The 24479-nt window shown below is 31.2% G+C and carries 20 protein-coding genes and 2 pseudogenes; 15 read left to right on the top strand and 7 right to left on the bottom strand.

Translation table 11 applies throughout. The features are described 5' to 3' along the window. The first annotated feature begins 399 nt into the window (after positions 1 to 399). The 10 genes from QE390_RS24810 to QE390_RS24315 all read left to right on the top strand — a co-directional run bounded on the left by QE390_RS24810 (position 400) and on the right by QE390_RS24315 (position 14202). Positions 400 to 672, top strand: coding sequence for an IS1-like element transposase (locus QE390_RS24810; protein ID WP_373424578.1), 273 nt, complete (start codon positions 400 to 402; stop codon positions 670 to 672). Positions 673 to 715: 43 nt separating this feature from the next. Beyond that, entirely contained in the window at positions 716 to 1135 is a 420-nt protein-coding gene (locus QE390_RS24355) for an IS1 family transposase (protein WP_307144311.1), read from the top strand. Positions 1136 to 1757: 622 nt separating this feature from the next. Further along, positions 1758 to 4160 carry an outer membrane beta-barrel protein gene (locus QE390_RS24350; protein WP_307144310.1) on the top strand — a complete coding sequence of 801 codons (2403 nt, stop codon included), beginning with the start codon at positions 1758 to 1760 and terminating at the stop codon, positions 4158 to 4160. Positions 4161 to 4293: 133 nt separating this feature from the next. Further along, positions 4294 to 4464 (top strand): hypothetical protein, encoded by a 171-nt coding sequence (locus tag QE390_RS24345; RefSeq protein WP_307144309.1) that lies wholly within the window; start codon positions 4294 to 4296, stop codon positions 4462 to 4464. Positions 4465 to 4554: 90 nt separating this feature from the next. Further along, positions 4555 to 5913 (top strand): radical SAM/SPASM domain-containing protein, encoded by a 1359-nt coding sequence (locus tag QE390_RS24340; RefSeq protein WP_307144308.1) that lies wholly within the window; start codon positions 4555 to 4557, stop codon positions 5911 to 5913. A 12-nt stretch (positions 5914 to 5925) separates the two neighbouring features. Beyond that, entirely contained in the window at positions 5926 to 8139 is a 2214-nt protein-coding gene (locus QE390_RS24335; protein WP_307144307.1) for a peptidase domain-containing ABC transporter, read from the top strand. A gap of 1569 nt (positions 8140 to 9708) precedes the next feature. Further along, entirely contained in the window at positions 9709 to 11427 is a 1719-nt protein-coding gene (locus tag QE390_RS24330; RefSeq protein ID WP_307144306.1) for a galactosyltransferase-related protein, read from the top strand. After that, positions 11415 to 12500, top strand: coding sequence for a hypothetical protein (locus tag QE390_RS24325; RefSeq protein ID WP_307144305.1), 1086 nt, complete (start codon positions 11415 to 11417; stop codon positions 12498 to 12500). Before QE390_RS24330 ends, QE390_RS24325 begins: the two co-directional genes overlap by 13 nt. Positions 12501 to 12508: 8 nt before the next feature. Continuing rightward, positions 12509 to 13399, top strand: a complete 891-nt coding sequence (locus QE390_RS24320; RefSeq protein ID WP_307144304.1) for a beta-1,6-N-acetylglucosaminyltransferase — start codon at positions 12509 to 12511, stop codon at positions 13397 to 13399. Positions 13400 to 13422: 23 nt separating this feature from the next. Then, positions 13423 to 14202 carry a hypothetical protein gene (locus QE390_RS24315; RefSeq protein ID WP_307144303.1) on the top strand — a complete coding sequence of 260 codons (780 nt, stop codon included), beginning with the start codon at positions 13423 to 13425 and terminating at the stop codon, positions 14200 to 14202. 855 nt (positions 14203 to 15057) lie between these two features. Here the strand turns inward: QE390_RS24315 and QE390_RS24310 are convergent. The 4 genes and pseudogenes from QE390_RS24310 to QE390_RS24805 form a co-directional block, all read right to left on the bottom strand. Next, complete coding sequence (locus QE390_RS24310; RefSeq protein WP_307144302.1) at positions 15058 to 15819, bottom strand: response regulator transcription factor; 762 nt, start codon at positions 15817 to 15819, stop codon at positions 15058 to 15060. 144 nt (positions 15820 to 15963) lie between these two features. Then, positions 15964 to 17340 carry a S41 family peptidase gene (locus QE390_RS24305; RefSeq protein ID WP_307144301.1) on the bottom strand — a complete coding sequence of 459 codons (1377 nt, stop codon included), beginning with the start codon at positions 17338 to 17340 and terminating at the stop codon, positions 15964 to 15966. A gap of 118 nt (positions 17341 to 17458) precedes the next feature. After that, positions 17459 to 17914 (bottom strand): annotated as a pseudogene (locus QE390_RS24300) (IS1 family transposase); the annotation flags it as partial. Continuing rightward, the gene (locus QE390_RS24805; protein WP_373424577.1) at positions 17913 to 18176 is read right to left on the bottom strand and encodes an IS1-like element transposase; all 264 of its coding nucleotides are present in this window, start codon (positions 18174 to 18176) and stop codon (positions 17913 to 17915) included. The gene QE390_RS24805 and the pseudogene QE390_RS24300, both read right to left, overlap by 2 nt. 138 nt (positions 18177 to 18314) lie before the next feature. Here QE390_RS24805 and QE390_RS24295 point away from each other — a divergent pair. Together QE390_RS24295 and QE390_RS24290 are read left to right on the top strand one after the other, a co-directional pair. After that, positions 18315 to 19408: pseudogene (locus tag QE390_RS24295) on the top strand (IS3 family transposase). Between the two features lie 149 nt (positions 19409 to 19557). Then, positions 19558 to 20061, top strand: coding sequence for a TlpA disulfide reductase family protein (locus QE390_RS24290; RefSeq protein WP_307144300.1), 504 nt, complete (start codon positions 19558 to 19560; stop codon positions 20059 to 20061). On the opposite strand, the gene QE390_RS24285 is transcribed toward QE390_RS24290, so the two are convergent. Then, the gene (locus QE390_RS24285) at positions 20058 to 20276 is read right to left on the bottom strand and encodes a hypothetical protein (protein ID WP_307144299.1); all 219 of its coding nucleotides are present in this window, start codon (positions 20274 to 20276) and stop codon (positions 20058 to 20060) included. The two genes, QE390_RS24290 and QE390_RS24285, sit on opposite strands and share 4 nt — an antisense overlap. 454 nt (positions 20277 to 20730) lie before the next feature. Between QE390_RS24285 and QE390_RS24280 the strand changes: the two genes are divergently transcribed. Further along, on the top strand, positions 20731 to 21024 hold the full coding sequence (locus tag QE390_RS24280) for a type II toxin-antitoxin system HigB family toxin (protein WP_307144298.1): 294 nt from the start codon (positions 20731 to 20733) through the stop codon (positions 21022 to 21024). 12 nt (positions 21025 to 21036) lie between these two features. Then, complete coding sequence (locus tag QE390_RS24275) at positions 21037 to 21423, top strand: type II toxin-antitoxin system HigA family antitoxin (RefSeq protein ID WP_307144297.1); 387 nt, start codon at positions 21037 to 21039, stop codon at positions 21421 to 21423. Positions 21424 to 21528: 105 nt separating this feature from the next. Here the strand turns inward: QE390_RS24275 and QE390_RS24270 are convergent, their stop codons facing one another. Further along, a complete protein-coding gene (locus QE390_RS24270; RefSeq protein WP_307144296.1) occupies positions 21529 to 21930 on the bottom strand; it encodes a hypothetical protein in 402 nt (133 codons plus the stop codon). 775 nt (positions 21931 to 22705) lie between these two features. Between QE390_RS24270 and QE390_RS24265 the strand changes: the two genes are divergently transcribed. Then, positions 22706 to 22921: a hypothetical protein gene (locus QE390_RS24265; protein WP_307144295.1), complete on the top strand. Its 216-nt coding sequence runs from the start codon at positions 22706 to 22708 to the stop codon at positions 22919 to 22921. Between the two features lie 56 nt (positions 22922 to 22977). On the opposite strand, the gene QE390_RS24260 is transcribed toward QE390_RS24265, so the two are convergent. Further along, a complete protein-coding gene (locus QE390_RS24260; RefSeq protein WP_307144294.1) occupies positions 22978 to 23973 on the bottom strand; it encodes a replication initiation protein in 996 nt (331 codons plus the stop codon). Positions 23974 to 24479 lie beyond the last annotated feature (506 nt).

Genomic DNA, 24479 nt, shown 5'->3' with positions numbered 1-24479 from the left:
TGATAAAGCCAACTTTAGGGAAGAAAAGAAGACAGATAGTATTTGTTACCAATTAATACACATTTAGACAGCTTATGGGTTATTTAAACTAAAAACGTACTATCATGTACGTTAGCTTTGGGGAGAGTGAAAAACCCCGCTAACCGAACAAATCCCGCAACTTATAGCCATAAAAATAGTACTTATGAAGAGCACCGTATCCTTTTTCTGGCAATGTTTCAAGTGTTTCTTTATAAACTCGATTTCGTTTTTCCCTGGTAATTTTACATACTGGTAAAGGCAGTGAATCAATGATAAAATAATCTTCAAACTATAGAAACCGTTGACCTAGGTTTTTCTGACTAAATCAATGGCATTAAACAACATTCGTTGGTAATGGCACAGATGTGTTGATTAACCATCTTTGCGGATGGTTTTAAAAGCAATTATCTGTCGGCACGGCGGCCAAAGTGCACATGTCAAACGTTATGGGACCACCCGAGGGGATACTCAACGCTACCGCTGCTACGACTGTGGCCGTACGTTCGTGGAAAGCTATACTTATCAAGCTCACGATCCAGCAGAAAAGCCCGCATTAGCGAACTGGTGCTTAACGGTAGCGGGGTGCGTGACACCGCCCGCGTTCTGAAAATCAGTCGTAATACTGTCAGTAGCAATTTAAAAGAAAAGTGACCAAGTCATTTTTGTCAATCCCGCTTTTTACAATCGGACTATTATGATTAAAGTGGATGAAAGCTGGAGCTTCGTAGGCAGTAAAAAGCGGCCCAGGTGGCTATGGTGGGCAGAAGATCATACTAGTGGCCAAATCGTTGCTTTCGTTTTTGGGCGACGCACTCATCAAACCTTTCGTGAACTGCAAGCTTTATTAAATCAAGCCAAAATCAGGGTTAGAAAGTGGATTACCGATGCTTGGTGGCGGATGGCCGCCCCGGCCTACTATGACTGTCTGGATCAACGACTCAGGATTGAAAATAAAGCCTTAATGCAGTCACTAGAGCGTAAGCATCTCACATTGCGAATGCGTTTTAAACGTTTAGCTCGCAAAACTATCTGCTTTTCCAAATCGGTTTTAGTACATGATACAATCACCGGTCTTTTTATTAACCACTTCTTTTTTTCCTATCAACGCTTTTGAGCCATTACCCATTCGTTTTCTAGGGTTATAGCGAGATCTCTCAAAATATTTGGAAAAGCAGCCTGATAATCTGAACGAATTTTAGTGAAAAGCCAGTTTTTACTATCCAACCAGAGATTAAGCTCAAGGTAATAATTTCTATGTCTAAAAATTTAGGAGCAGGACCTGGCTTAGTGAGATTATCTTTTAGATCAAAAATGGGTAATTCTAGCGATTTGATCGTTTAAAAACTTTGTCAAAATTACGTTTGATATCGTGCATTAGCTTGATTGGTGAATTAGTCTGTCGTTAGTCTAATTTACTGAATTTCAAGCTAATGTAATTTTTATTTACTCAGACTCTGCTACTATAACACAATAAGTTATGTTATAGTAAAAGCACACAACTACACTTTTGTGTAGTTGTAAGTCACAAAAGTGTAGTTTTTATAAAAAAAATAAAAATTTCTGTAGGATAATCATTATAAATATTGACATTTAATCAATGATAATTTATAAATGATTAAGACATAACTTATGTTATTATATTGATTTATGTAGATTTAATAAAATATTAATGAAAATATTAACTAAGAATAATAATCTATACTATTATCGCAATACAAATAACCTAACTTGAACAAATGAAAAAAAAATATTCGACTAAAGAATACATGTTATTTATTGTGCTAATACTTAATGTTAATGTAAGCCAAGCACAAAGTCTATTAAATGGGAAAATAATATATGATAAAAATAAGATAGAACATTGTAACGTTTATTTATATAAAACTAATCAAATTGTATCTAAAGCAATTACAGATACTACAGGTAGTTTTATTATAAATGTAACTAATGGGATATACGATCTAATTATAAGTTGTGAAAATTTAACAAAAAAAATAAATAATATAAATATTAATGGGGATACTACTGTGTACGTAAAAATGGAAGAAATTTTGATTAGCACTAATTTAAATGAAGTCAATATTACTGCTTCAAAAAGAACTATAGAAAGGAAAGTAGATAGATTAATATTTAATGTAGGAAATAATATATCTCTAATTGGGGGAGACGCATTAGATGCTTTATCTAAGACACCAGGAGTAAAAGTAACATCAAATAATTCAATATCATTAATAGGCAAGTCTTCAGTAAGAATTTTTATAAATGATAGAATCGTAAGATTATCAGGGGAAGATTTAGTAAACTATCTAAAATCCATACCAGCCGATGAATTACAAAAAATTGAAGTTATAACTAATCCACCATCAAAATATGATGCAGAAGGAAATTCTGGTATTTTAAATATTGTTACAAAAAAAAACAGATTGAAAGGTTTTTATAATAACATAAGGATGGGAAGTATATTTCGTTACTATAATTCTAAAAATGCTGGGATTAATTCATCATACTCGAATAATAAGATCGTAGCAAATATAAATATTAATGTAAGCGATAACAGAAATTTACTAATTAAGGAGAAGAACATATATTATGTAAATAATTTTTGGCAAGATAAAACGAATACGTCCATTAAAGATCAAAATATAGGAGGTAGTTTAGGGTTGGACTATGCAATGAATAAAAAAATATTGTTAGGCTTACAATACACTTTTTCTAACTCAAATAATAGAAAAATATCAAACTCTAATACGGAAATTATTAGTTATAAAAATATTTTAGATTCAATAATTAATACTGTATCTTCTACTCCTAATAAAAGTTTTAGTCAATCATTGAATATACATAATGAATTTAAAATAGATTCGTTAAAAAGTAAATTTATAACAGATTTTGATTATTTTTCATTTAATAATAAGCAAGAGCAAATATTTATAAGTAATAGCATAATTAAAGGACAATTAATTAATAATTTATACCCTGAATCTCATCAAATTACCCCACAAAATATAGATATTTATTCCATTCAGACAGAATTTATATCAAAATTCAAAGACATAGATGTTTCTATGGGTGCAAAAATTTCAAATATAAATAATAATAGTTCTTCAATATATCAAACAATTAATGATGGAATTTATAAATTTGACTCAACTCGTTCTTATGAGTTCAAATATAAAGAATTTACTCAAGCAGTATTTATGGATGCAAAAAAAGAGTTTAAGTATTTCGATATTAAAATAGGAATAAGAGCAGAAAACACTCAAACTGAAGGCTTTTCGAGTACGTTGAATCAAAAATCTACCAATAAATATTTTAAAATTTTCCCAACTGTATATTTTGTTTTTAAAAATTTTAAAGATCAATTTTTGAGTATATCATATAGTAAAAGAATAAATAGACCACAATATTCAAGATTGAATCCTTTTAGATTATATATTAATCCCTTTTTATATTCGGAGGGTAATCCACTCTTACAACCTTCATTTAGTAACAATATTGAAATACAGCACTCATTAAACGACTGGTTACAATCACAATTTTTTATAAGTTATGTAAATAATGGATTTGACCAAATTGGTATACCAGACACTAGAACCAATGTGGTAGGTATCTTGCAAAAAAATATCTTTAGTTCTGTAAGTTTTGGAGTTGCTGAATCCGTTAATAAAATGTTATTTAATAAAATTGAAATTAATTCTCAGTTTATCTTATTTCATAATAAAACACTTTCTAGTAATAAGGATTTATTCAATACCATATCCGGCTGGAGTGCTTATATTTCATCTAGTAATAATTATTCTATAAATAAATCAAAAACACTATTGTGTAATATTGATTTTTGGTATCAGTTACCTCAAGTAGATGGTATTGATAAAGTAAAAAGCTACTATAGTATAGATGCGGGTATTAAATCTCTTATTTATAATAAAAAAATAGTTATAGGTTTAAGTTTTACGGACATAATAAAAAGCAATAAGGTATATTTTACAAGTACTGTAAACAATATAAGGCAAGATTATGGTGGGTATGCAGGGACTAGATCAGCTAGGATTACTTTCTCATACAAATTTGGCAGTAGTAAATCAATACGGCTAAAAAACACAACTAGTAATCAATCAGAAAAAAGTAGAATAAATTAATAAAAAAATTGTAAGTCTGAAGTGAAAGTGGCCATTATCATTAAAGGCTTCAATATGCTCTACATAGCATTAATTATGTAGCATTGAATGGTTCCCAATGAATAAAGTGAACCATCTAACTATTCTTAATATTATGAAAAATAGGAATTTACAAGACCTTTTTAATAAGGTTATGAGTGAAGAGAGAAATGATATCAAATCACTTGACGAGAAATCATCAGAACTTATTAAAGGTGGCGCAGGAAGTAATGCTTTTGATGAAGATTGTACAGTCAAATTAGGCTGTTCGAAAATCAAAAATTAATTGCTTGATAGGGGCTGTTAAGTATTTAGACAGCCTCTATCTATAGTTCTTTAGTTGAAATTAATGTATAACAATTATATATCTATTATTATGATAAAATACAAAAAGTCTTTTTACATAGAGACAACTGATTCAATAAGTTTGAATAACGAAAATTATGGTAGACTATTGTTTGCTACAAGGACAGGAACATTATTATTCCTAAATGATGATTCATATAAAAGTTTTATAAACAATAGTTTAGAATTACTTCCTAAAGAAACTTTCATAAGCCTTTTGCAAGCTGAAGCTATAGTGCCTGAAAACCAAAATGAACTTGAATTTGTGTTGAATCAAAACAAAGAAGCTATATCAAATAGCGATACATTAAGTATAGTTATACAACCAGGAGCATCATGCCAGCTAGGATGCCATTATTGTGGTCAACAGCACACAAAACAATATATGAGTGATGAAATTCAAATCAAATTAATTCAAAGAATAAAGAGGAAAATATTTGAATCTTCATGCAAAAACTTATCCTTAACTTGGTATGGTGCAGAACCATTGATGGCTTTAAATCACATATATAATATAAGTAGAGAATTAATTGTTATATGTGATAATTTAGATATAAACTATAGAGCTAGTATGGTTACCAATGGTTTAAGTCTAAAAAATGATATATTTAAAAGGCTTAATGAAGAATGTAAAATTAGTACATTTCAGATTACTATTGATGGAATTGATAAATATCATGATCTTAATAGATATACAAAAAAAGAAAAAGGTCCTACATTCACAATTATATTTAATAATTTACTGTCAATTGTAAATGATTTTGATTATAAAGATAGAAATATTAATATGTTAATTAGAAGTAATGTTGATAAAAATAATGTAGATGGACTTGATGAATTTATAAATTTATTAGATAAAGAGAAGTTGCAAGATAAAATTAGTTTTTATTTGATACCAATACATAATTGGGGAGATAATGATATTGAAAATATAAATGGAGTTGAAAAAAATGATTTTTCAGTATTAGAAATAGATTGGTTAATTAAGTTAATTAAATTAGGTTTTGACACCGATATTTTGCCAAATCGATCTAAAGTAGTATGTAGTGCTGTAAAGAATCATTCTGAGGTTTACGATGCATATGGTAATGTATCAACATGTTGGGAAGTACCATATACCCCAATATTCGCCAAAACAGACTTTGAAATAGGACATTTAGATAATAATTTTGATGAAGATATTAAAAAAACTCCATTAAAAAACTGGAATAATGATATCATAAATGATACCAGCAAAAGCCCATGCAAAAAATGTAATTTATTACCTGTATGTGGAGGAAGCTGTCCTATCCATTGGGCCACTGATACGAATGCTTGTCCTTCATTTAAATATAATATGAAGGATAGGATGCTTCTTGAATTTATGCATAGTAAAGACTTAATAAACTAGCTTAATAAGAGTATGTTTTTTAAAAAAAAATTAGTTTTTTGTCGTCAATTTGATGCTATGGACTGCGGAGCCGCATGCCTAAATATGATTTCATCTTACTATGGCAAAAGATATGAATTACCTTTTTTAAGAAATATAATATTTGTAGGTCGTGAAGGATGCAGCTTATTAAATCTAAGTTATGCAGCAGAGAATATTGGGATGAGCACATTTAGGGTAAAATTAACTGAGCAAAATCTTGTTAGTGATTGTCCGTTACCGTGTATTTTACATTGGAATAGTAATCACTATGTAGTTCTATATAAGGTAAAAAAAAATTTAAGAGGTGATGTATTATATTATAAAATTGCAGACCCTGCTTATGGTATAATTGAAATAAAAGAAAAAGATTTTAAAAATAACTGGTGCCCAGGAGATGATAGTTTAGGAATCGCATTATTGCTAGAACCTAATGATCAATTTAGTAATTATTTACATACTAAAGGAGAAACTATAGATCTAAATTATATTTTTAAATACTTAAAGCATAATAGTTCTTTATTAATACAACTAATTTTATTAATGGCAATCTCAAGTATATTTTCTTTACTTACGCCATTTATGACACAAATATTAGTAGACTATGGAGTGAATTCTAAAAATATTGACATAGTTAATTTAATTTTGTACTCACAAGTATTTTTATATATTAGTTCATTAATAATTCAATTTATACAAAATTGGATACTTATACATGTTAATACTAGAATTAGTTTAGGGATAATATCAGACTTTCTTAATAAACTTTTATGTTTACCAATAAGATATTTTGATAGTAAAACTGCAGGTGACATTACACAAAGGATAAACGATCATAAAAAGGTAGAAGAGTTTTTAACTAGTAGCTCAATAATAACATTTTTTTCTGTAATTAATATCATTATATTATCTATAATATTAATACTTTACAGCAAGCAAATTTCACTATATTTTTGGATTTTGACTTCAATGTCCATTTTTTGGGTATTTCTTTTTCAGGGTGAGAGAAAAAATATAAATTATAAGCAATTTAAATTAAATAAAGACAATAAAGACTTATTAAACGAGATAATATTTGGAATGCAAGAAATTAAATTATATGGTGCTGAATTAATAAAGATAAAGTCTTGGCAGATACTACAAGCTAATATTTTTTATCTTGGTTTAAAAGGAATGAATATAGAAAACTATCAGAGAATAGGATATGTATTATTAAATCATATAAAGAACATTATAATTACATATATTGCTGCTAAATCTGTTATAAATAATGACATTACGTTAGGAATGTTACTAAGTATCTCATATATAGTTGGTCAAACTTCAGGCCCTATTGAGCAACTCATATCATTTATTAAACTTGCTCAAGATGCTACTTTAAGTATTCGGCGAATGAATGAAATACATTCTATTAAAAATGAAAATCAAGAAAAATTAATACATTCTGGGATTAGCGGACATGAATATTATGGTAATATAAGTATAGATAATGTTTCATTTCAATATGAGGGTCCAAAATCTAAAATGATTCTTAAAAATATTAATGTGAAAATTAATAGAGGTACTGTTACTGCTATAGTTGGGGAAAGCGGTAGTGGTAAATCAACGTTACTTAAATTACTTTTAGGATACTATAAACCTACATCTGGAAATATTAGTATTGGTAGTATTCCATTAAGTGAGTTGGATATTGATTTATGGCGTAAACTTTGTGGTGTAATTATGCAAGAAGGTTATATATTTAATGATTCTATACTGCAAAATATTATTCTTGGTAATGATACTGTTGATTTAGATAAATTGGAAGAAGCAGTTTCAATTTCAAATGTTGACTCATTCGTAAAAGAGAAGCCCCTTAAATATGATACTAAAATAGGTTCAAACGGATCTGGTCTTAGTGGAGGGCAAAAACAACGTATCTTAATTGCAAGAGCAATATATCGGAATCCTAGCTATATTTTTTTTGACGAAGCTACAAGTAATTTAGATGCAAATAATGAATCTGATATAATGAAAAAACTTAATGATTTTTTTATAAATCGGACTGTAGTTGTTATTGCTCACAGGTTAAGTACAGTTAAATCTGCTCATCAAATTATAGTTATGAAAGAAGGTCAAATAGTTGAAAAAGGAAATCATGTTACTCTAGTTAATTTGAAAGGTCATTATTATAATTTAGTTAAAAATCAACTAGAATTGGATAGCTAGATTTACATATATACTTAGTAATACTAATTAATATATGTTATTTTTTAAAAGCGTAATTATATATAATAGATTTGTTGTTGTTTGATTATGAGATATTTATAGCCATATTATATATTAAATACTCTTATAGAGTATATTTAAATAAAAAATATCATGTGGATTATCGGCAAATAAGAAATGAGCTACAATGGTAGGTATCGACTGGATTAAATGAGGTACAATTTTTATTATTGACGAAGCATTTTAAAGAGATATACGAGTTTTTTAAAGTGGGTATCGGATGCAAGACATAGTGCAAAGAAATGAGGGTGTTTGTTGTTAAAACTTATGAAGATGCTCTGTTTTGTGCTATTTCAACTAAAAATAATCTGAGTTGCGATAGTTTAGCATTACTGATTCATAGGGAGGGGATCTAATGATCAGCGGAACTATGTGATATAACATATGAACAACTTCTCAAGCTACTAGAATATACGCTTGGCCGACAAGGAATTTAGCCTTACTGGAATTTTACTAATGTGAATGTATTTAAATCGTGTGTTTTGAGATAAATGGAAATTATTTTAAGGGTAGAGAGCATACTCATTGACCTACGCATACTCAAGTACAAACCGATTATTATTCATGTAAAAAAGACATACCAACAAAGAGTTGATGATGAGCAATAAGTCTTGCAAAATACTCTTCATTAGTAGGTACTATCCAAGAAAGTATCATGATACATCAAGAATTTGCGCCCGCATTTGATTGATTTGAAGGCATTCGTCTAAGCGTTGACAGTGGTTTTCATGGGTTATTAAACGACTATTTTGTGCGGAATTACATATTCTGCACAAAAAAAAATATGGTAAAAAAGTAGCGTTGACTTTGTTGAATAATGATTAAAAAATACAATAAAATTCAGGCTAAGCAGTGAGTAATTATTGAGCATGTGATCAGTAAAGTCAAGCGATATCGCGTGTTATTAGATAGAAATTGTTTGAATCTGAGTCCTACATTAATTACGATTTTGGAGCATCTGCTGATTTATGGAATCTTTATCTAATTAATTGAAAATAAACTCGCAGTAAGTCTATTATAATTAAGTTTTTTTATTGAAAGTTCTATTACTTATATAAAATCAATTTTAGTTTACAAATCATATGAAAAATATTATTGAATATAATGTTATAGGGAAGTTTTCAAAAAAAAATATTTTTACTATTTATTTAGTTATAATAGCTTTAATATCTTTCCTAATAACATTTTTATACTTTATTGAATTACCAAAAAATATAATAGTTAAATATCAAATGGAATCATATGATTCTACTTATTTTCTTAAAATTAATACTAAATCAATTAAGATTGTTAATAACTATAAATGTATGAATTACGTAAAGGTATACAGCAATAATATTTATGATAAGTATGTAATTATACCAGTAGATTCAATTCGTTATATAGATAATCATATGTTTATATATTGTCACAAATGTTCGAAAATTGACGAGATTGGTGATTTAGGTTTAACTCTATATTATGAAAGTTTAATAAATAAATTAATTCAATCTGTAAAACTTTAATATCATGATTTTTCTAAGTGCACAGCCTGATTCTTTATACATGAAGTGGCAGATTCAAGTATTTTTATTTAATATAAATAAATTAGGAATTTCTAGTCAAAACATACATGTTCTAATAGGATATGATCCTACCGAGGGTATAAATCCTATATATCAGGATAATTTTGATCCAATATTTGCGCGTGCATCTATTTTCTTTTATCCTGATAACAGAATTCAAAGGAATTATATTCCTGGTATAAGACCCCATATTATAAAAAAACATTTTGATAAGTTTCCCGAATTAGAATCAGAATCAATTTTTTACCATGATGCTGATATTGTATTTAGAGAACTTCCAAATTTTGACGAGCTTTTAAGGGATGATAAATGGTATGTTTCTAATACCTTAAAATACACTTCTCCGGAGTCAATTTTAAAAGCAGGTAAGATTGTACTGGACGAAATGCTAGAATGTCTTAATATTCCACTTGATCTTATTTTAAAAAATAATAGTTCAAGTGGTGGAGCTCAATATCTTTTTAAAAAACTTAATTATGAATTTTGGAATGAAGTTGAGCTTTATAGTGAAATCTTATACAATCATTTACAATATAACAAGAAACGTTATATACATATTTTTGTAAAAGAAAATATGCTAAGTGAACAGTATTATAATAATGTGTTAGAATGGTGTGCAGATATGTGGGCGATTTTGTGGCTTGCTTTAAAAAATGATATTGATATATTAATATCCGATGAATTGGATTTTTGTTGGCCTAATGACGATTTAACAAGATGGAATGACGTAAAAATTTTACACAATGCGGGTTTAGATACGTTAGATTCATGGCAGTATTTTTATAAAGGTGATTTTGTTTATTCTACGCCCTTCACTGTATCATTAGATTATGTGAGAAATGATAAGTGTTCTATAAAATATGTACAAATTATTAAAGAATATTTAGATGACTTAAAATATAAAGTTAAAGATGTTACTTTTCTAATACCTATTAGAATTGATTCAAATGATAGGCTCAATAACTTATATACAATTATATCTTTCATAAATAAATATTTTAATACAAATATTATAATCATTGAAGCTGACACGTTTCAGCATATAGATATATTAAAATTACCTCAATGTACTGAATATATTTTCATAGAAGATAATTCTGAAGATTTTCATAGAACTAAATATAATAATATGATGATTGATATCGCTACTACAGATATCATAATCCTTCAAGATGCTGATGTAATAATCTCTCCTGAACAATTATTTCAAGCTATTGAATTAATCCGAGAAGGCAAGAATAAAATAGTTATTCCATATGATGGATGTTTTAAAATGGTCCATGATAAATATCAACTCGATTTTTTTAGAAAAAAGTTAGATATACAGTTATTGTATACTAAACAGACTTATACAGTTAGAGAAAAATCATGTGGGGGAGCAGTTGTTCTTGATAGGCAAACATACATCGATTGTGGTAAAGAGAATGAAGCTTTTATAAAATGGGGTCCAGAGGACATTGAACGAGTAAGAAGAATGGAAATTCTAGGGCATAAGGCCGCTTGGATTAATTCAGGACACCTATATCATCTCTATCACGAAGTTAACAATAATTCTGAGTACTCTTCATTAATCGAGTATTGTAAATTAATGAGAGTACAACTAGATGTCATTGCTTTATCTCCAAATGAATTACAAAATGAAATAGAAAAATGGAAGAAATAACTCACATCAAAGATTGTACAAATCAATTAGAAATTTTACTTAGTAGAATTTCACATGCCCCGTTATCCTTATGCAATAATTTTTCCCATGGTAGTTTAGGAGTTTTATTGCTTGAAATGTATTATTTGAAATACAATAATAATGACACTTTGTTTCCTAAAGCTATTGATCTAGGGCTAGATGTATTTAAACAACTTTTGAAAGCTAAGTCAAGTAATGATTATGATACCGTATTAATAAATGGGTGGCTTCTTTGTCATTTAGTTAACAATAACCTTATCGATCTTGATTTAGATCATATGCTGAATAATATTGAACACCATATTTGCAGTAAAATACAAACTAGTTTTAGTTCAGACTTAAATAGTTTGATTTATAAAGGAGCTTATTTACATGAAAGATTGATAAGTTGTAAAAATGATGCATTGAAGTTTAATATTATTGAATCATTAGCTTATGTTTTAGAAGAAATAGATTATAAAAATAGTACTGCCAATTTTTATAATATCAATACAAGCTATGATTTTGCAACTAAAGCTTTGTTTTTTATATATAAACTTAGGTTTTCAAAAATATATACATACAAAGAAGATCAGCTAAAATTTGATCTGTTTAATTTATGCTTTAAAAATTTAGAAAATATAGCCTTGATAACAGATATTAAATTGTTAATAAATATTTTAAAAATTAAAGTGTTATTAATATATTTTAAAGAATATATTAATAACACTTTCAATAACTTTGATAAAGTTACTGAAAAATTAAATATACTAATAAATCAATTTTGTACCTCTAACATTTTTGATTATCCTTTTTCAATTAAAAATAAAATTTTGTGTTGCAAATTTATAAGTATTCTCGAACATTATGATTATAGTACATATGCTAGTAAATTATACTTTCATAATTTATTGGTAGATTTAGTTAACCAAAATGTAATTGCCAGTAATAAAGATATTAATATATTTTGTAACATTGGTCTCGGCGGTCTTTCAGGGATAGGCCTCATACTGTTAGAAAATATAAATCATGATTATTTACCTTGGGAGGAAGCATATTTATTTTATAATTAGTCTAAGAAATGACTAGAATAGCTTACTTAATAATAGCTCATACTAACTTTAACCAGTTAGCTATACTCGTTGATCTATTAACTTTAGATACTGATGATTTCTGTTATATATGTATAGATTATAAATCTCATAATTATAAATTAATTAACTCTTTTAAATCTAATGTCACTTCTAATAAATTTTGTATTATTAACTCTTCAACCAAAATTAGCTGGGGTGGCTTTTCAATGGTTGAGGTAACCCTAGAAGCTTTGGCAATTATTTCAAAAAGTAAGCAATATTTTAGTCATATAGTATTATTAAGCGGAATGGATCTCCCAATAAAAAATAATAAATATATTCATAAATATTTAGAAAAAAATAACTATGAATATTATCTAGAATATTTTGAATTGCCAAATAAATGTTGGGGTGAATTAGGAGGATTGGATAGAGTTAAATATTATTGGTTCAATGACTATATTAACTACGAAACTTCAGCAGAATTTGTTTATAAACAGCGTAGTTATAATTTTTGCCGTACTTTCCCTAGTTGTTTTAAAAAAATATATGGTGGTTCGCAATGGTGGATTATTACACCTGATTGTGCAAAGAACATATTTACATTTATTGAGAAATTTCCTAATATTTTACATTTTTTTCGTTATACTTTTATACCAGATGAAACTTTTTTTCATACTATAATTTTAAATTTATTACCTATAGATAGTGGTATCAGTAATAATTATAGACTTATCGATTGGACTAGCGGACCTCACTATCCTCGTATATTTGACAATTCTGATTACATGAGAGTTATTAGTTCAGAAAATTTATTTGCTAGAAAGTTTGACATGTATTATAATGCTTCAATAATATTTAATATTATCAATTATATTAATCCATCTTATATCACATAATAAAATTTAAATAAATCAATTATATGGCTAAAAATCAAATTATCTTAATATTGACTAGAGATCTCAATGATATTTCTTTTAAACTTTATGATGAAATAAATAAACATCTCAGATCATCTATAGATATATTTATCCTTAGTAATACTGATATTAGCAAATATATTTATTCATCTGATTATAAAAGAAATATTTACATATTTGGAACGTGTGTTTGGGATGACTTAAATATTCAACCTTTGGGTGAAAAATTTGTTCCTGGTAATACTCATTTAGCTTTACTTAAATTTTTTTTAGATTACCCTGATTATGAGTCTTATTGGCTCATTGAAGATGATGTGCGTTTTTCTGGTAATTGGAGCTTATTATTTAATACATTTAATAATTTTACACATTTTGACTTTTTAAGTTCACATATTCGAAGCTATATACAAGAGCCCTACTGGTATTGGTGGGAAACCTTGGAACATGATAGCTTTGAAATACCTCTTGAAATTAGGTTGAGATCTTTCAATCCTATCTATAGAATTTCTAATAATGCTTTAAGCTATATTTATAATATTCATAAAATTGGATGGAAAGGGCATTATGAGGTATTGTTACCTACAATGTTATACTTAGGTAATTATAAAATACTCGATTTCGGTGGTAGTGGCCATTTCGTAAGTGAAGGATTTCAAAATAGATTTTATACAAGTGAAAGTAATCATTACGGCTCCTTATCTCAAGGTACAATGAAATATAGACCTATTTCTCGCAAAATAGGTAGTTTAAAGAATAAACTTTATCATCCTATAAAATTGTAATTTATTAATACTTTTACGCATTTATGTATTTACAATACATTTAATTTTTTAATATAAATTTTTTGAGTGCCTTATTAGTGGAAGTACTCATACTTATTAAAAATATTAGACTGAATCCGTTGTGGGTTTAGCAAGCTAAAGCATGTTTGAAATGATTAGTGGATTTATTTTTAGAGATTAATGAATTGTGTAACAACAACACTACTAATTTTGAACAAAATTCGGCACAAAGTCCATCCAGAGATTTTGCATGCGATGCCTGGCGATATTTTTTATATTGAAAAGTGATCATATATCTGAGAAAAAAAGTATTAGTGCGTTTACGAATCCGGCGAAAGCCAGCATTCCAATACCTCATTCTTGTTTTCATATTGGCTTTCATAGGTGTGATGACCCTAATTTGTTTCTTTTGCAATAGTAGCTCTTGTTAGGTTGAAGAAAGGTATTCCTTATCTGCAACAATCAGATAATTAGCAAGTTGTATATGTTTAAATTGATCTAGAAAATGTACATCGTGTATGTGAGCTGAATTAATTTTAACCGAAACAGGATTCTTTGGTGAGTAAGTAATACTTGGAGTTTGTATCAGATTGGCGTCCCACCCAAAGTAGTGTTGTTTATGTGAGGCACGATAACCAAAAGGGGCTAGAAGAAAGGCACTTTTGATTTATTTATTTCTTGAAATGCATGCATTTTTACAAATGGGTAAATTTATAGAACCAAGGATAAATTCGCTACATCTAGAGCAATAGAGGCTGAAATGTATGTCTGTAACTTTTTGTCGTTTTCGATTAAAATTGCTTCGACGAATGGGTTTTAAAACTATGATTATATATTATGAGTTTTATTATTAGTTTATATCAGACCTAAATTAATTGCGTTATATATTGCTTCAGAGATATTGCATACTTTTAGTTTTTTAAGTATATTTTTTCTGTGGAATTTAACAGTATCGATAGTTATGTAACTAAGATCTGCGATTCCATCAATAGTGTATCCTTGTATTGCTAGTAACAAAATTTGCTTTTCTTGGCTAGTTAATTTTACTGAACTAATTTCTCGCCACTCATTTGTGTTCATATCATATTCATATCTTTTATCATCTGTTGAATTTTTTATGACGATGTTTCCGGATGTCCGATTTGAAGAAGGGGTTACGATGCATATTGCAATCCATATGTTTCCATTCTTATCTAATGTAATAGGTGCTAACTTGTGATTTATTAAAATCGTATTAGTATTAGTTTGTTTAAGACGGAAATCATATGATATTGAATAATTTAATCTTTCTTCTATTTGTATTTTTTTAAAGAAGTTAAATCCTATTTCATTTATTTTTAATAACAAATTTAAATCATCATATGGCACATTATTTATGTAAAAACTATAGCCTAGTTGTTCAACTTGTTTGGCTGTTTTGCCACATAAAAATAGACTATTATCTGACACATACAGAAACCCTTTTTTCTTGTAATCAATTAAGTATATACTGTTATTTATTAGCTTAGAAAATGTTTCAGCAAGTTTTATGTATGGCTCTACCATTTCATAGTTATATAGTGATGAATCGTCATGATTATCAATAGGCTTGAAAAAATCTTTAACGGAAAAACTCATTTTAGTAAGTAATTAGTGTTTTGGCCAAATATTTAATATTTTTCAAATACTTATTACGAATTTATTATTCACATAGCATTGGATATTAATTATATATTAAATCAATATCAATGCTATATATTAGAATACCTTCCAATAGTATTGTTATTTACTTTTTTTTATTATCTGTAAAACTTTATTTAGAGCATTATTTTTTGTCGATATTATATTCGGAATTACTCCCTCCCAGCTGTCATCTTTAGCTCCTACATTATAATATAATTTACTTGACACAGTCAAATCCAACTTGCTATTAGGTAGTTTAACTGTTACAATATCACCATAACTTTTTATTAACCCTCCAGTTTCTTCACCTACAATTATTCCTCTATTATAATATTTTATACACTGAGCAAAATCTGCTGCTGATGAATAAGTTTGTTTATTTACTAATACGAAAATTTTTCCTTTATAATGATAGTCATTTTCAATGATAGGATCTATTTTATCTAAAAGAAATGTATCAATAGATCCATTTCTTTTTTTTAGGAAATTTATTTGTTCTTCTGTAGGTACTTTGCCACTTAATTGATTAATAAGTCTTTGTTTAACATAGTAACTATTTTTTGAAATCACTTTATCATATTGTTTAAAGGGAATATCTAATATATATTTTAAGAATTCATCTCCTACATCAGAATCACCTCCAGTATTATCTATCAAGTTTATTATGACATTTTGAATATTTTTTTCTTTAATTATTTTAAATGTAGAGTCTATAAACGATTTTGCATTATTCCATTCAAAACTTTTTATATCAATGATACCAATATTGTCTGATTGTAAACTTAACGTATAGTTTTTGAATTGTTTTTCTAAGCTAGGTTTTTTTTGTAAAATTCCTATCTCATTTTTATCTACACTTAATAATTGAGTTGAATATTTTTTTCCATTCCACACGTAACTAAATTTGTATTTATATTTAAATCCGTATAATAAATCAAGATACATATGCAAATCTTTTGCTCCAAATTCAGCTCTAAATTCTTTGTTTTCTCCTGTTATTATGTTAATAATATCTTGAACTATTTTTTTAGATGGTATTTCATTTATACTTAATATCTCAGTATTATCATGTAAGGGATTGTTAAATTTTGATTGATTTTTTAAATATATTATGTATGGTTTTTTTGTGCTTAGTTTGAAAACATATGGAAATACCAATGAGTTATTTTTATTGTAATAATTTTTTATTTTTAAATCTATGTGACCGTCCATTAGTTTTGTCAGCAATGGGGCTATTTTTATGTAAAAATCTCTAATAGTATAATCTATTTTAATCTTATTTTTTAATTGATTTAAATCATTATAAAATTCTAGCTTTGAGTATTTGCCATACGGATCTGGGTGAATTTTCTCTAAATAGCTTACTAAGCTATCTATATCTTCATAAATCTCATGAGGCGTGAGCTTTTCCACTTTTTGAGCAGTAGCGATTTTAGAAAAGCCTAATATAATTAGTATAATCAAATATTTATTCATGGTTATGTTAGTTTGATTATTTAATTTAATTATATTATTGATGCAATTTCGAATGCTGAGGTTGCATACGTCTATTTTATTTATCGAAATTATCCGTATTAAAATATTTGGTAGTGGCTTAATTGCGTTTATCGGCGAAGAAAAACTGATTAATAAACAGGCCGATTGTCGTATCATGGACCGCCACTGACTTAGAGAAGCAAATGGTTCGGCGGGTCAGTCGCTTTAGGCGTGTTCGAAGCGTAAGATGCTTACGTTCCAGCGTTTGTAAGGCCGCTTTACGGACGAAACGTAATCGTTGATCTAAACAATCAAAGTAGGTCCACCAAGAGTCCGTTATCCACCTGATCACTTCGATTTTAGCCTGCTCTAATAGACGCAGTAGCTGACGGAAAGTTTGATGAGTCCGTCGTCCAAAAACAAAGGCAATGATCTCGCCCGTTACGGCATCCTCCACCCACCACAGCCAGCGGGGTTGTTTTTTACTACCCACGTATGCCCACATCTCATCGACTTTGAGGCTCATTTTCAATCCTCTATCGACGTATAAGGGGTTGACATGAATCACTTCATTACTTTTTTTTAAACTGAGTGCTAACTGTGTTCCGGTTAACGCCTAAGACGCGAGCGGTATCCCGTACCCCTGCCCCGTTGAGTACCATCTGAGTGATTTGTTCTTTGACTAATGGGTCACGGGCCTTGTGGGTATAGGTTTGCACAAAGGTTCGACCGCAATCATAGCATCGGTAGCGTTGAGTACCAGCGCGGGTAGTACCATAGCGTTTGACGTGTTTGGTTTGTCCACAGTGCTTGCAGACGACAGCTTCTAAGACCATTCACGAAGATACCTAATTCAACGCAGTTAAGCCACCACCAAATATTTCTAGAGGTATGAGTTTACCTATGTTCATTTTGTAAGTGTCCCGAAACGACAGACAGTTTGAAATTAGAGAATAAACCTTAATTTTAAACTGATGAAAAAGACGAGATTCACGGAGACGCAGATTGTTTCGATCCTTAAACAGCAGGAAGCTGGCATGCCGACTAAGGAGATTTGCCGGCAACATGGCATTTCTGAGGCCACTTTTTAGAATTGGAAGAGCCGGTATGCTGGAATGGAAGCTTCCGATGTAAAACGTCTCCAAGATTTGGAGCAGGAGAATTCCCGGTTGAAGAAGATGTTTGCCGATCTAAGCCTGGACAACCAAATTTTGAAGGAGATCTTCGCAAAAAAGGGCTGGGCTCTGCCGCAAAAGGGAATCGACAGAGGTGATTGTTGGAGAGCACGACATCGCTGTGAGCAGAGCCTGTAAAATCGTTAACCTTGTTCGTTCGCAATACTATTACAGCAGTAAGAAAGATGATTCCGCTTCAAGACTTGGCCTTCAAACATCCCTGATATGGTTTTCAGGAAGCTTTTTGCCTACCTGCACAGATCTGGTAAGCCGTGGAATCATAAGCGAGTTCACCGCATGTATCAAGCTTTGAAGCTGAATAAGCGGCGAAAGGGAAAACGGCCATTACCTGATCGGGTCAGGCAACCTTTAATTCAGCCTGAGCAGGTAAACGAAGTTTGGAGCGTCGATTTCATGAGCGATAGTCTGATTGGCAATCGTAAGTTTCGCACGTTCAATATTATCGACGATTGCTCGCGGGAAGCTCTGAGCATAGAAGTCGATACGTCACTTTCTTCAAAGCGAATCATCCGAACCCTAAATCGGGTCGGGGAAAGCGGAGGTTTTCCAAAAACCATCCGATCGGATAACGGACCGGAATTCACCTCGAAAGATTTACGATCTGGTGTGAGGAGAAAGGGATTGAAACTAGGTATATACAGCCTGGTAAGCCAACTCAAAACGGCTATATCGAACGATTTAACAGGCTCTACCGAGAAGCAGTATTAGACGCCTATTGGTTCTTCGATCTAGATCAGGTCAGGCAATGAACAGCGGAATGGATTGAAGAATATAATCAGCGACGACCACACGAAGGGCTCGGCAATTTGACGCCATTTGAATGGAAAGAATCGCTGGTGAAAAAGGAAATTAACCAACAAATATCTGTCTGAGAAACGGGGTACTGACAATTTACCTAGCAGAATCTATCTTTCAAAAGCCTTTTAAGGAGGTTAATCAGGAGATTCGTCAAAAAGGAGAACGGTATTAGGAATACAGGGTATTCAATCATAGCCTAAAAGGTCTGGCTTTAGAACGGGCCATGGCTTCCTTTTTGATCAAAGGTATCTCTCAGGGAGATCTTGAATACCAATATGAGGCCTATCAGGACTTCATGAAACGCTATCCCACTAGTTTCTACCGACTTCCAGTAGAAAAAGCCATGAAGCCTTATCTCACTAGCAGGGTTAAAACAAAAGCAGGATGGCCTGACATTCATTTTGCTACAAATGCGGAGCAAATCACAACGCTAGATTCATTGCTTCGTAGGTATCGAGGAAAAGTTCTGTATATTGATTTATGGGGCAGTTGGTGCGGCCCCTGCCGGCAGGTATTTACCTATACGGAAGCATTAAAAGACCATTTCAAAGGCCGGCCTGTTGACTTTGTATACATTGCCATTGAGCATAACTCAACACCAGAAAAGCAGTGGCAGGAAACGATTGGTTTGTATGAAGTAACGGGTCATCACCTGCTAGCTAGTAAAGAGCTGGAAAAGGACTTACGCAAAACTTATTATTTTTATTCGTTTTTGCCTTCAGCTTAGATGGGCTTACGCCTAACCCACACTAATCTCGCAACTTGAATTAGTTGATAGCGAACCGGATGAATATTGCCCTGTCCTTTGACATTTTCGGTAATGGCCCCTTGATACACTAATCCGAATGGGTTTTGAATTGCGGTCTTTTGATTCGTTTGTGCGGAAGAATTCATTTTTAGGGAGGATACAAGGGCAGTTGCCAGAAGTTTCATAGCTTTCATTTGAAAATGGATTTGGGTCACCACTAATGAATACTGCTTTAGTGAGTAAGGAATAGAACATTGAATTTCTTGGCTATTCCTGCTTTCAAGCAGATCTACCCATCGTTAGCGATGCAATGCTTAAGAATGAAGAATCGTAACGTCCTTACAAATTTCCGGATTCTAAAGAAGGAATTAGGTAGATGGATTACTGCTTTTAGTATCAATATTATAGTCGGTGAAAGAGCAACTTAGCAAGAGCACTATTATTGGGACATGGACTGATTATCAGACGTATCTTTAGTGATAGAAAAAAATATACCAATATCCGGGTAAATTACCCGGATATTGGTATATTTGCCTAAAACTATCGCTTACTATTCATTACGACCGTTAAGGGGTCACCTTTTTCGAACTGGCAGTCAAACGTTAAACTGCGATGAAACATGAAGAATAACTTAAATCTGTTTATCAGATGGACATTATCGGAGCCAAGAAATTGGTAGAGTTTGGGGCCAAACACAATGATGCTGCTAAAAGCTTAAAAGAATGGAATAGAATTGTTAACCAGGCTCAATGGACTAAAACCCTGGATATACTACAAGATTTTCCCAAAGCAAAAATTATAAACGCCAAACGGGCACGCTTTACGATTAAAGGAAATAGTTATAGACTCGTGGCTGAAATTAATTTCGTCGATCAGGAAGTCGAAATTCGATTTGTCGGCACACATGCAGAATATGATCGTATAGATGCTCTAACCATCTAACGAAAGAAAAAGATGACTAACCAACAATGGTTTCTTATTGAAAGTGAAACTGATTACGAGGCTGCGATGACTCGTTATCAGGAGATTAAGTATGCCGAGCCGGGAAGCATCGAGCATAAAGAGAAACGGCTTCTGGTGCGTTTGATCAGTGATTATGAGCAAAAGCTGGTAGAAGACTACCTACCTGATTCTGATCCCGTTGAGCTGATTAAAATCCGGATGGAAGATTTTGGCTACAAACCAGCGGATCTGGCTCGTGCGTACGGAGACGATTCAACCGTCAGTAAAGTACTGCACTATAAGCAAGCTCTTTCGCTGACGATGATTCGTAAATTCAGTGAGCTATTACGCTTACCTGTAGAATCTCTTATCAAGCCTTACGCCTTAAAAGGTAGGTAAGGTGCCGTTACTTTAAAGCATGGCTTCTGATCGTTTATCCATGCTTTAAAGTAACTTCTATGCTTGGATCATGCTGAATTGAACTGAAGCATTCCTGTATTCACGTTATATACTAAGATAATCATCTCTTAGCAACAAATATAGATCTATAAATTCTTTTCTTTTCTCGGGTATTCGATTCTGTAGATAAAGGTTATATATTGAAAATGAGAAAGTTAAAGCCTCTTTGGTAACTTCTCGAGTATCTCGGCCATATCTAATCTGAACAAATTCAGTCATTCCTTCAGCAGGCTTATTATAAAGGCCGTGCATTACTCTGGTTCCATGAATACTGGCCGAATGCCCCCCATGGTACATTTCATAGACGGCGGATTCACCTAAGTGCTCTGCTAATTTCTTAATGCTGGAAGGCCCCTTATAAAGCTGGTACCAAAAAATATGGTTCCTACTTTTCTTAACCTTTTGATACTCTTGTTCTGCCTCAATAAATTGAGAATAGCCCAGCATAGTCATTTTACTGGTTACCATCTTCTCAATCTCAAATTTCTTGGCAAGTTCTGATACATTTGGAGCATAAACAATAGTCCATTCTCAATTGGTTTTGGCGCTCAACGAGTACCTCCGTTACGTAAGATTATCAAAGATTCAGTGGGTGCTTACGTGAAGGAACTAATCGATATTTATAGCCCGGAATCGTTCCTAGTAGGATTTACGTTTGCAGTTGATGTCCCACTATTTAATCTTGTTGGCAAGAAATTCTTACGGATTAGTCGGGACAGCCGCAAATAAATTTAGTTGAAATAACAGCCTCACTCTGCATTCAACTTGTAAGGCTGTTTACTGAACTCACCTTTTGCTTACAGCTGTCAGACAGCATTTGTTTTTGTCTTCCATTCTGTAGTACTTAACATAACGATTGATTATGCAACAGAATGTATACCCCTAAAAGAGCTTGACAGTGAATCTTTAAAAACATGACCGTCAACTCTATTCTAGATCGTGAGAAAAGTCCTAAACATGTTGCCTTCCGCTGGCGACTAATTGAGGCGTACCGAATCGGTTTAATCAGCGAAAACCAGATTTTGCAGCATACTAAAATTTGTCGAACTTGTCTTCGTGGTTGGAACCGAGACTATCAGTTGCTTTACTTACTCTTTCATGTAGAAGCTCAAAAAAAGAAATAGAGCCTGAGAGCACATGGAGTTTAGGCAATAGAACATACATAAAGAGGAATTCCTCATAAGTAACTACGCCTGAACCTGGAACGAATAGAACCATTAGTGTGATTACAGCTACTACTACTGGAAATGGTGGAAATCACGGAGATTTTTCGGGAAGTGCGATCACATTTACCTTTTTCAGCAATTTAGGCGAAGGAGAGTATCTAATAGCTAATAAAGATTTTGTAGTTGCTAATCCAACCAAGAAGTTTGTAGCTGTTGATTGTATAAATGCAGCTATATTGATAATTCGGAAACAAGTTTTAATAACGATATAATTACGTTATTAAAACTTGTTTTTGAATACGCTCTTGTCGAAAGACTTGTAAAATTTCTAATACTTACTAAACTTAACCTTATGGAGCCCTAAGCTTTTAGCCATGTATTTTGTTAAATCCTTAGGTGCCTTGTTTTTCGCAACCATACTATGAATAATTAGATCTACTCGGATAAAGTTTTCCACTCTATCATTTGTCGCTAAAATCCAATTAACCTGGTCACTTGTAAGATTATAGGTACTCGCGGCAACGGCACGAACCTTAGCAGCAGCAGCTTCCTCTGGTAAAGAAAGCACATGGTTTATTGCTGATTGTGTCTGCTCAACGAGCTCAGCTTTTTCAACATCTGCTGTATTTTTGATCGTCAAGGTTATGGCCGTAATCTTCTTACGGTTTTTAGCAGCAATACTCCATTCAAGAAAGATATGACAATACTCTGCAAGCTCCTTTTGGGCAAATTGTAAAATCCGGGTTTCAAACAGTGTAAAAATTTTATAACTACCTGGCTCTATGTTAAGTAGGTTTTTAAGTTCATCAACTTCAACAGTCCAAGGCTCCTTATAAGCTTTAGCCATTAACAATTCGTACATACGAATTGAATAACTACTTTTCATATTAAGAACAGCCTGGAGATCCAAGGTTGAATATCCATGCGAAAGTTCCAGAAATAACTTCTTCGCTCTTGGATTTAAATGGACATTAACTTTGGCCGCGACTCCATTCTGTGCCGTATATTCAGCAAGAATAAATGGAACCATATTTCCAAAATAGTCACGGCCGGGGCTTGACTCATCAAAATAGATCTTTCTACTTGTGATACGGTCTAATGCAGCTTTTATCCTATTTCGATTCGTTTCTTTTAAAGCGGAAGCTGGAAAACTAACCTCTAAAGATCTGTTGTCATTAATATCTATTTCCAATCCCTGACCCTGCTTCTCCTTAAGATGTAGCAAAGTGACTAAGACAATATGTTTTTCAGCAGCAAGAAACTCCTGTCGAGTTAAGTTTAGTGTATTACTGATACGAACCAGACTCTTCTTTTCGTGATCCATAGATAAAGCGTTTAGATACTCAAATATAGGACGGTATAATAATATCATCGTAAAAGATCATGATTTTTTTTGAAGATTTTTTTATATGCTTACCTTATGCAATATGATCTTTTACCTTATGCAATATGATCTTTTTAAATGTGTCTACCTTATGCAATATGATCTTTTACCTTATGCAATATGATCTTTTACCTTATGCAATATGATCTTTTATCATTAGTTAATCATCTCATTTACAGTAGTCTACATTATATATTTAGTTATAGCAATCAATCAATTGATTATTGAAACAATTATTATCAATTGATTGTCCAACGCACTTCGTCGGCCTGCGTCGGCTACGCCGCACGCTAAAATTTTGAAAGTGACTCAACTTCAGCTTATGTTCTCTATCCACAGACTTTCATAAATTCCTTATGAGAGACTTTTTTACTTGAGGTATACAGACGGAGTCAACTACCTAACAAAATGAGCTTAAATCAAAAAATAGAGCGTAATCTAGACAA

The organism is Siphonobacter sp. SORGH_AS_1065, from assembly GCF_030818595.1.
Taxonomy (GTDB): Bacteria; Bacteroidota; Bacteroidia; order Cytophagales; family Spirosomataceae; genus Siphonobacter.
The sequence above is the reverse complement of the archived record's forward strand: the minus strand, read 5'-3'. Positions and strand labels throughout refer to the sequence as shown.

Bases quoted from the DNA above. Each gene is read 5' to 3' on its own strand.
- QE390_RS24355 (WP_307144311.1), top strand. From the start codon at position 716: ATGATTAAAGTGGATGAAAGCTGGAGCTTCGTAGGCAGTAAAAAGCGG.
- QE390_RS24350 (WP_307144310.1), top strand. From the start codon at position 1,758: ATGAAAAAAAAATATTCGACTAAAGAATACATGTTATTTATTGTGCTA.
- QE390_RS24345 (WP_307144309.1), top strand. From the start codon at position 4,294: ATGAAAAATAGGAATTTACAAGACCTTTTTAATAAGGTTATGAGTGAA.
- QE390_RS24340 (WP_307144308.1), top strand. From the start codon at position 4,555: ATGATAAAATACAAAAAGTCTTTTTACATAGAGACAACTGATTCAATA.
- QE390_RS24335 (WP_307144307.1), top strand. From the start codon at position 5,926: ATGTTTTTTAAAAAAAAATTAGTTTTTTGTCGTCAATTTGATGCTATG.
- QE390_RS24330 (WP_307144306.1), top strand. From the start codon at position 9,709: ATGATTTTTCTAAGTGCACAGCCTGATTCTTTATACATGAAGTGGCAG.
- QE390_RS24325 (WP_307144305.1), top strand. From the start codon at position 11,415: ATGGAAGAAATAACTCACATCAAAGATTGTACAAATCAATTAGAAATT.
- QE390_RS24320 (WP_307144304.1), top strand. From the start codon at position 12,509: ATGACTAGAATAGCTTACTTAATAATAGCTCATACTAACTTTAACCAG.
- QE390_RS24315 (WP_307144303.1), top strand. From the start codon at position 13,423: ATGGCTAAAAATCAAATTATCTTAATATTGACTAGAGATCTCAATGAT.
- QE390_RS24310 (WP_307144302.1), bottom strand. From the start codon at position 15,819: ATGAGTTTTTCCGTTAAAGATTTTTTCAAGCCTATTGATAATCATGAC.
- QE390_RS24305 (WP_307144301.1), bottom strand. From the start codon at position 17,340: ATGAATAAATATTTGATTATACTAATTATATTAGGCTTTTCTAAAATC.
- QE390_RS24805 (WP_373424577.1), bottom strand. From the start codon at position 18,176: ATGGTCTTAGAAGCTGTCGTCTGCAAGCACTGTGGACAAACCAAACAC.
- QE390_RS24290 (WP_307144300.1), top strand. From the start codon at position 19,558: ATGGCTTCCTTTTTGATCAAAGGTATCTCTCAGGGAGATCTTGAATAC.
- QE390_RS24285 (WP_307144299.1), bottom strand. From the start codon at position 20,276: ATGAAAGCTATGAAACTTCTGGCAACTGCCCTTGTATCCTCCCTAAAA.
- QE390_RS24280 (WP_307144298.1), top strand. From the start codon at position 20,731: ATGGACATTATCGGAGCCAAGAAATTGGTAGAGTTTGGGGCCAAACAC.
- QE390_RS24275 (WP_307144297.1), top strand. From the start codon at position 21,037: ATGACTAACCAACAATGGTTTCTTATTGAAAGTGAAACTGATTACGAG.
- QE390_RS24270 (WP_307144296.1), bottom strand. From the start codon at position 21,930: ATGCTGGGCTATTCTCAATTTATTGAGGCAGAACAAGAGTATCAAAAG.
- QE390_RS24260 (WP_307144294.1), bottom strand. From the start codon at position 23,973: ATGGATCACGAAAAGAAGAGTCTGGTTCGTATCAGTAATACACTAAAC.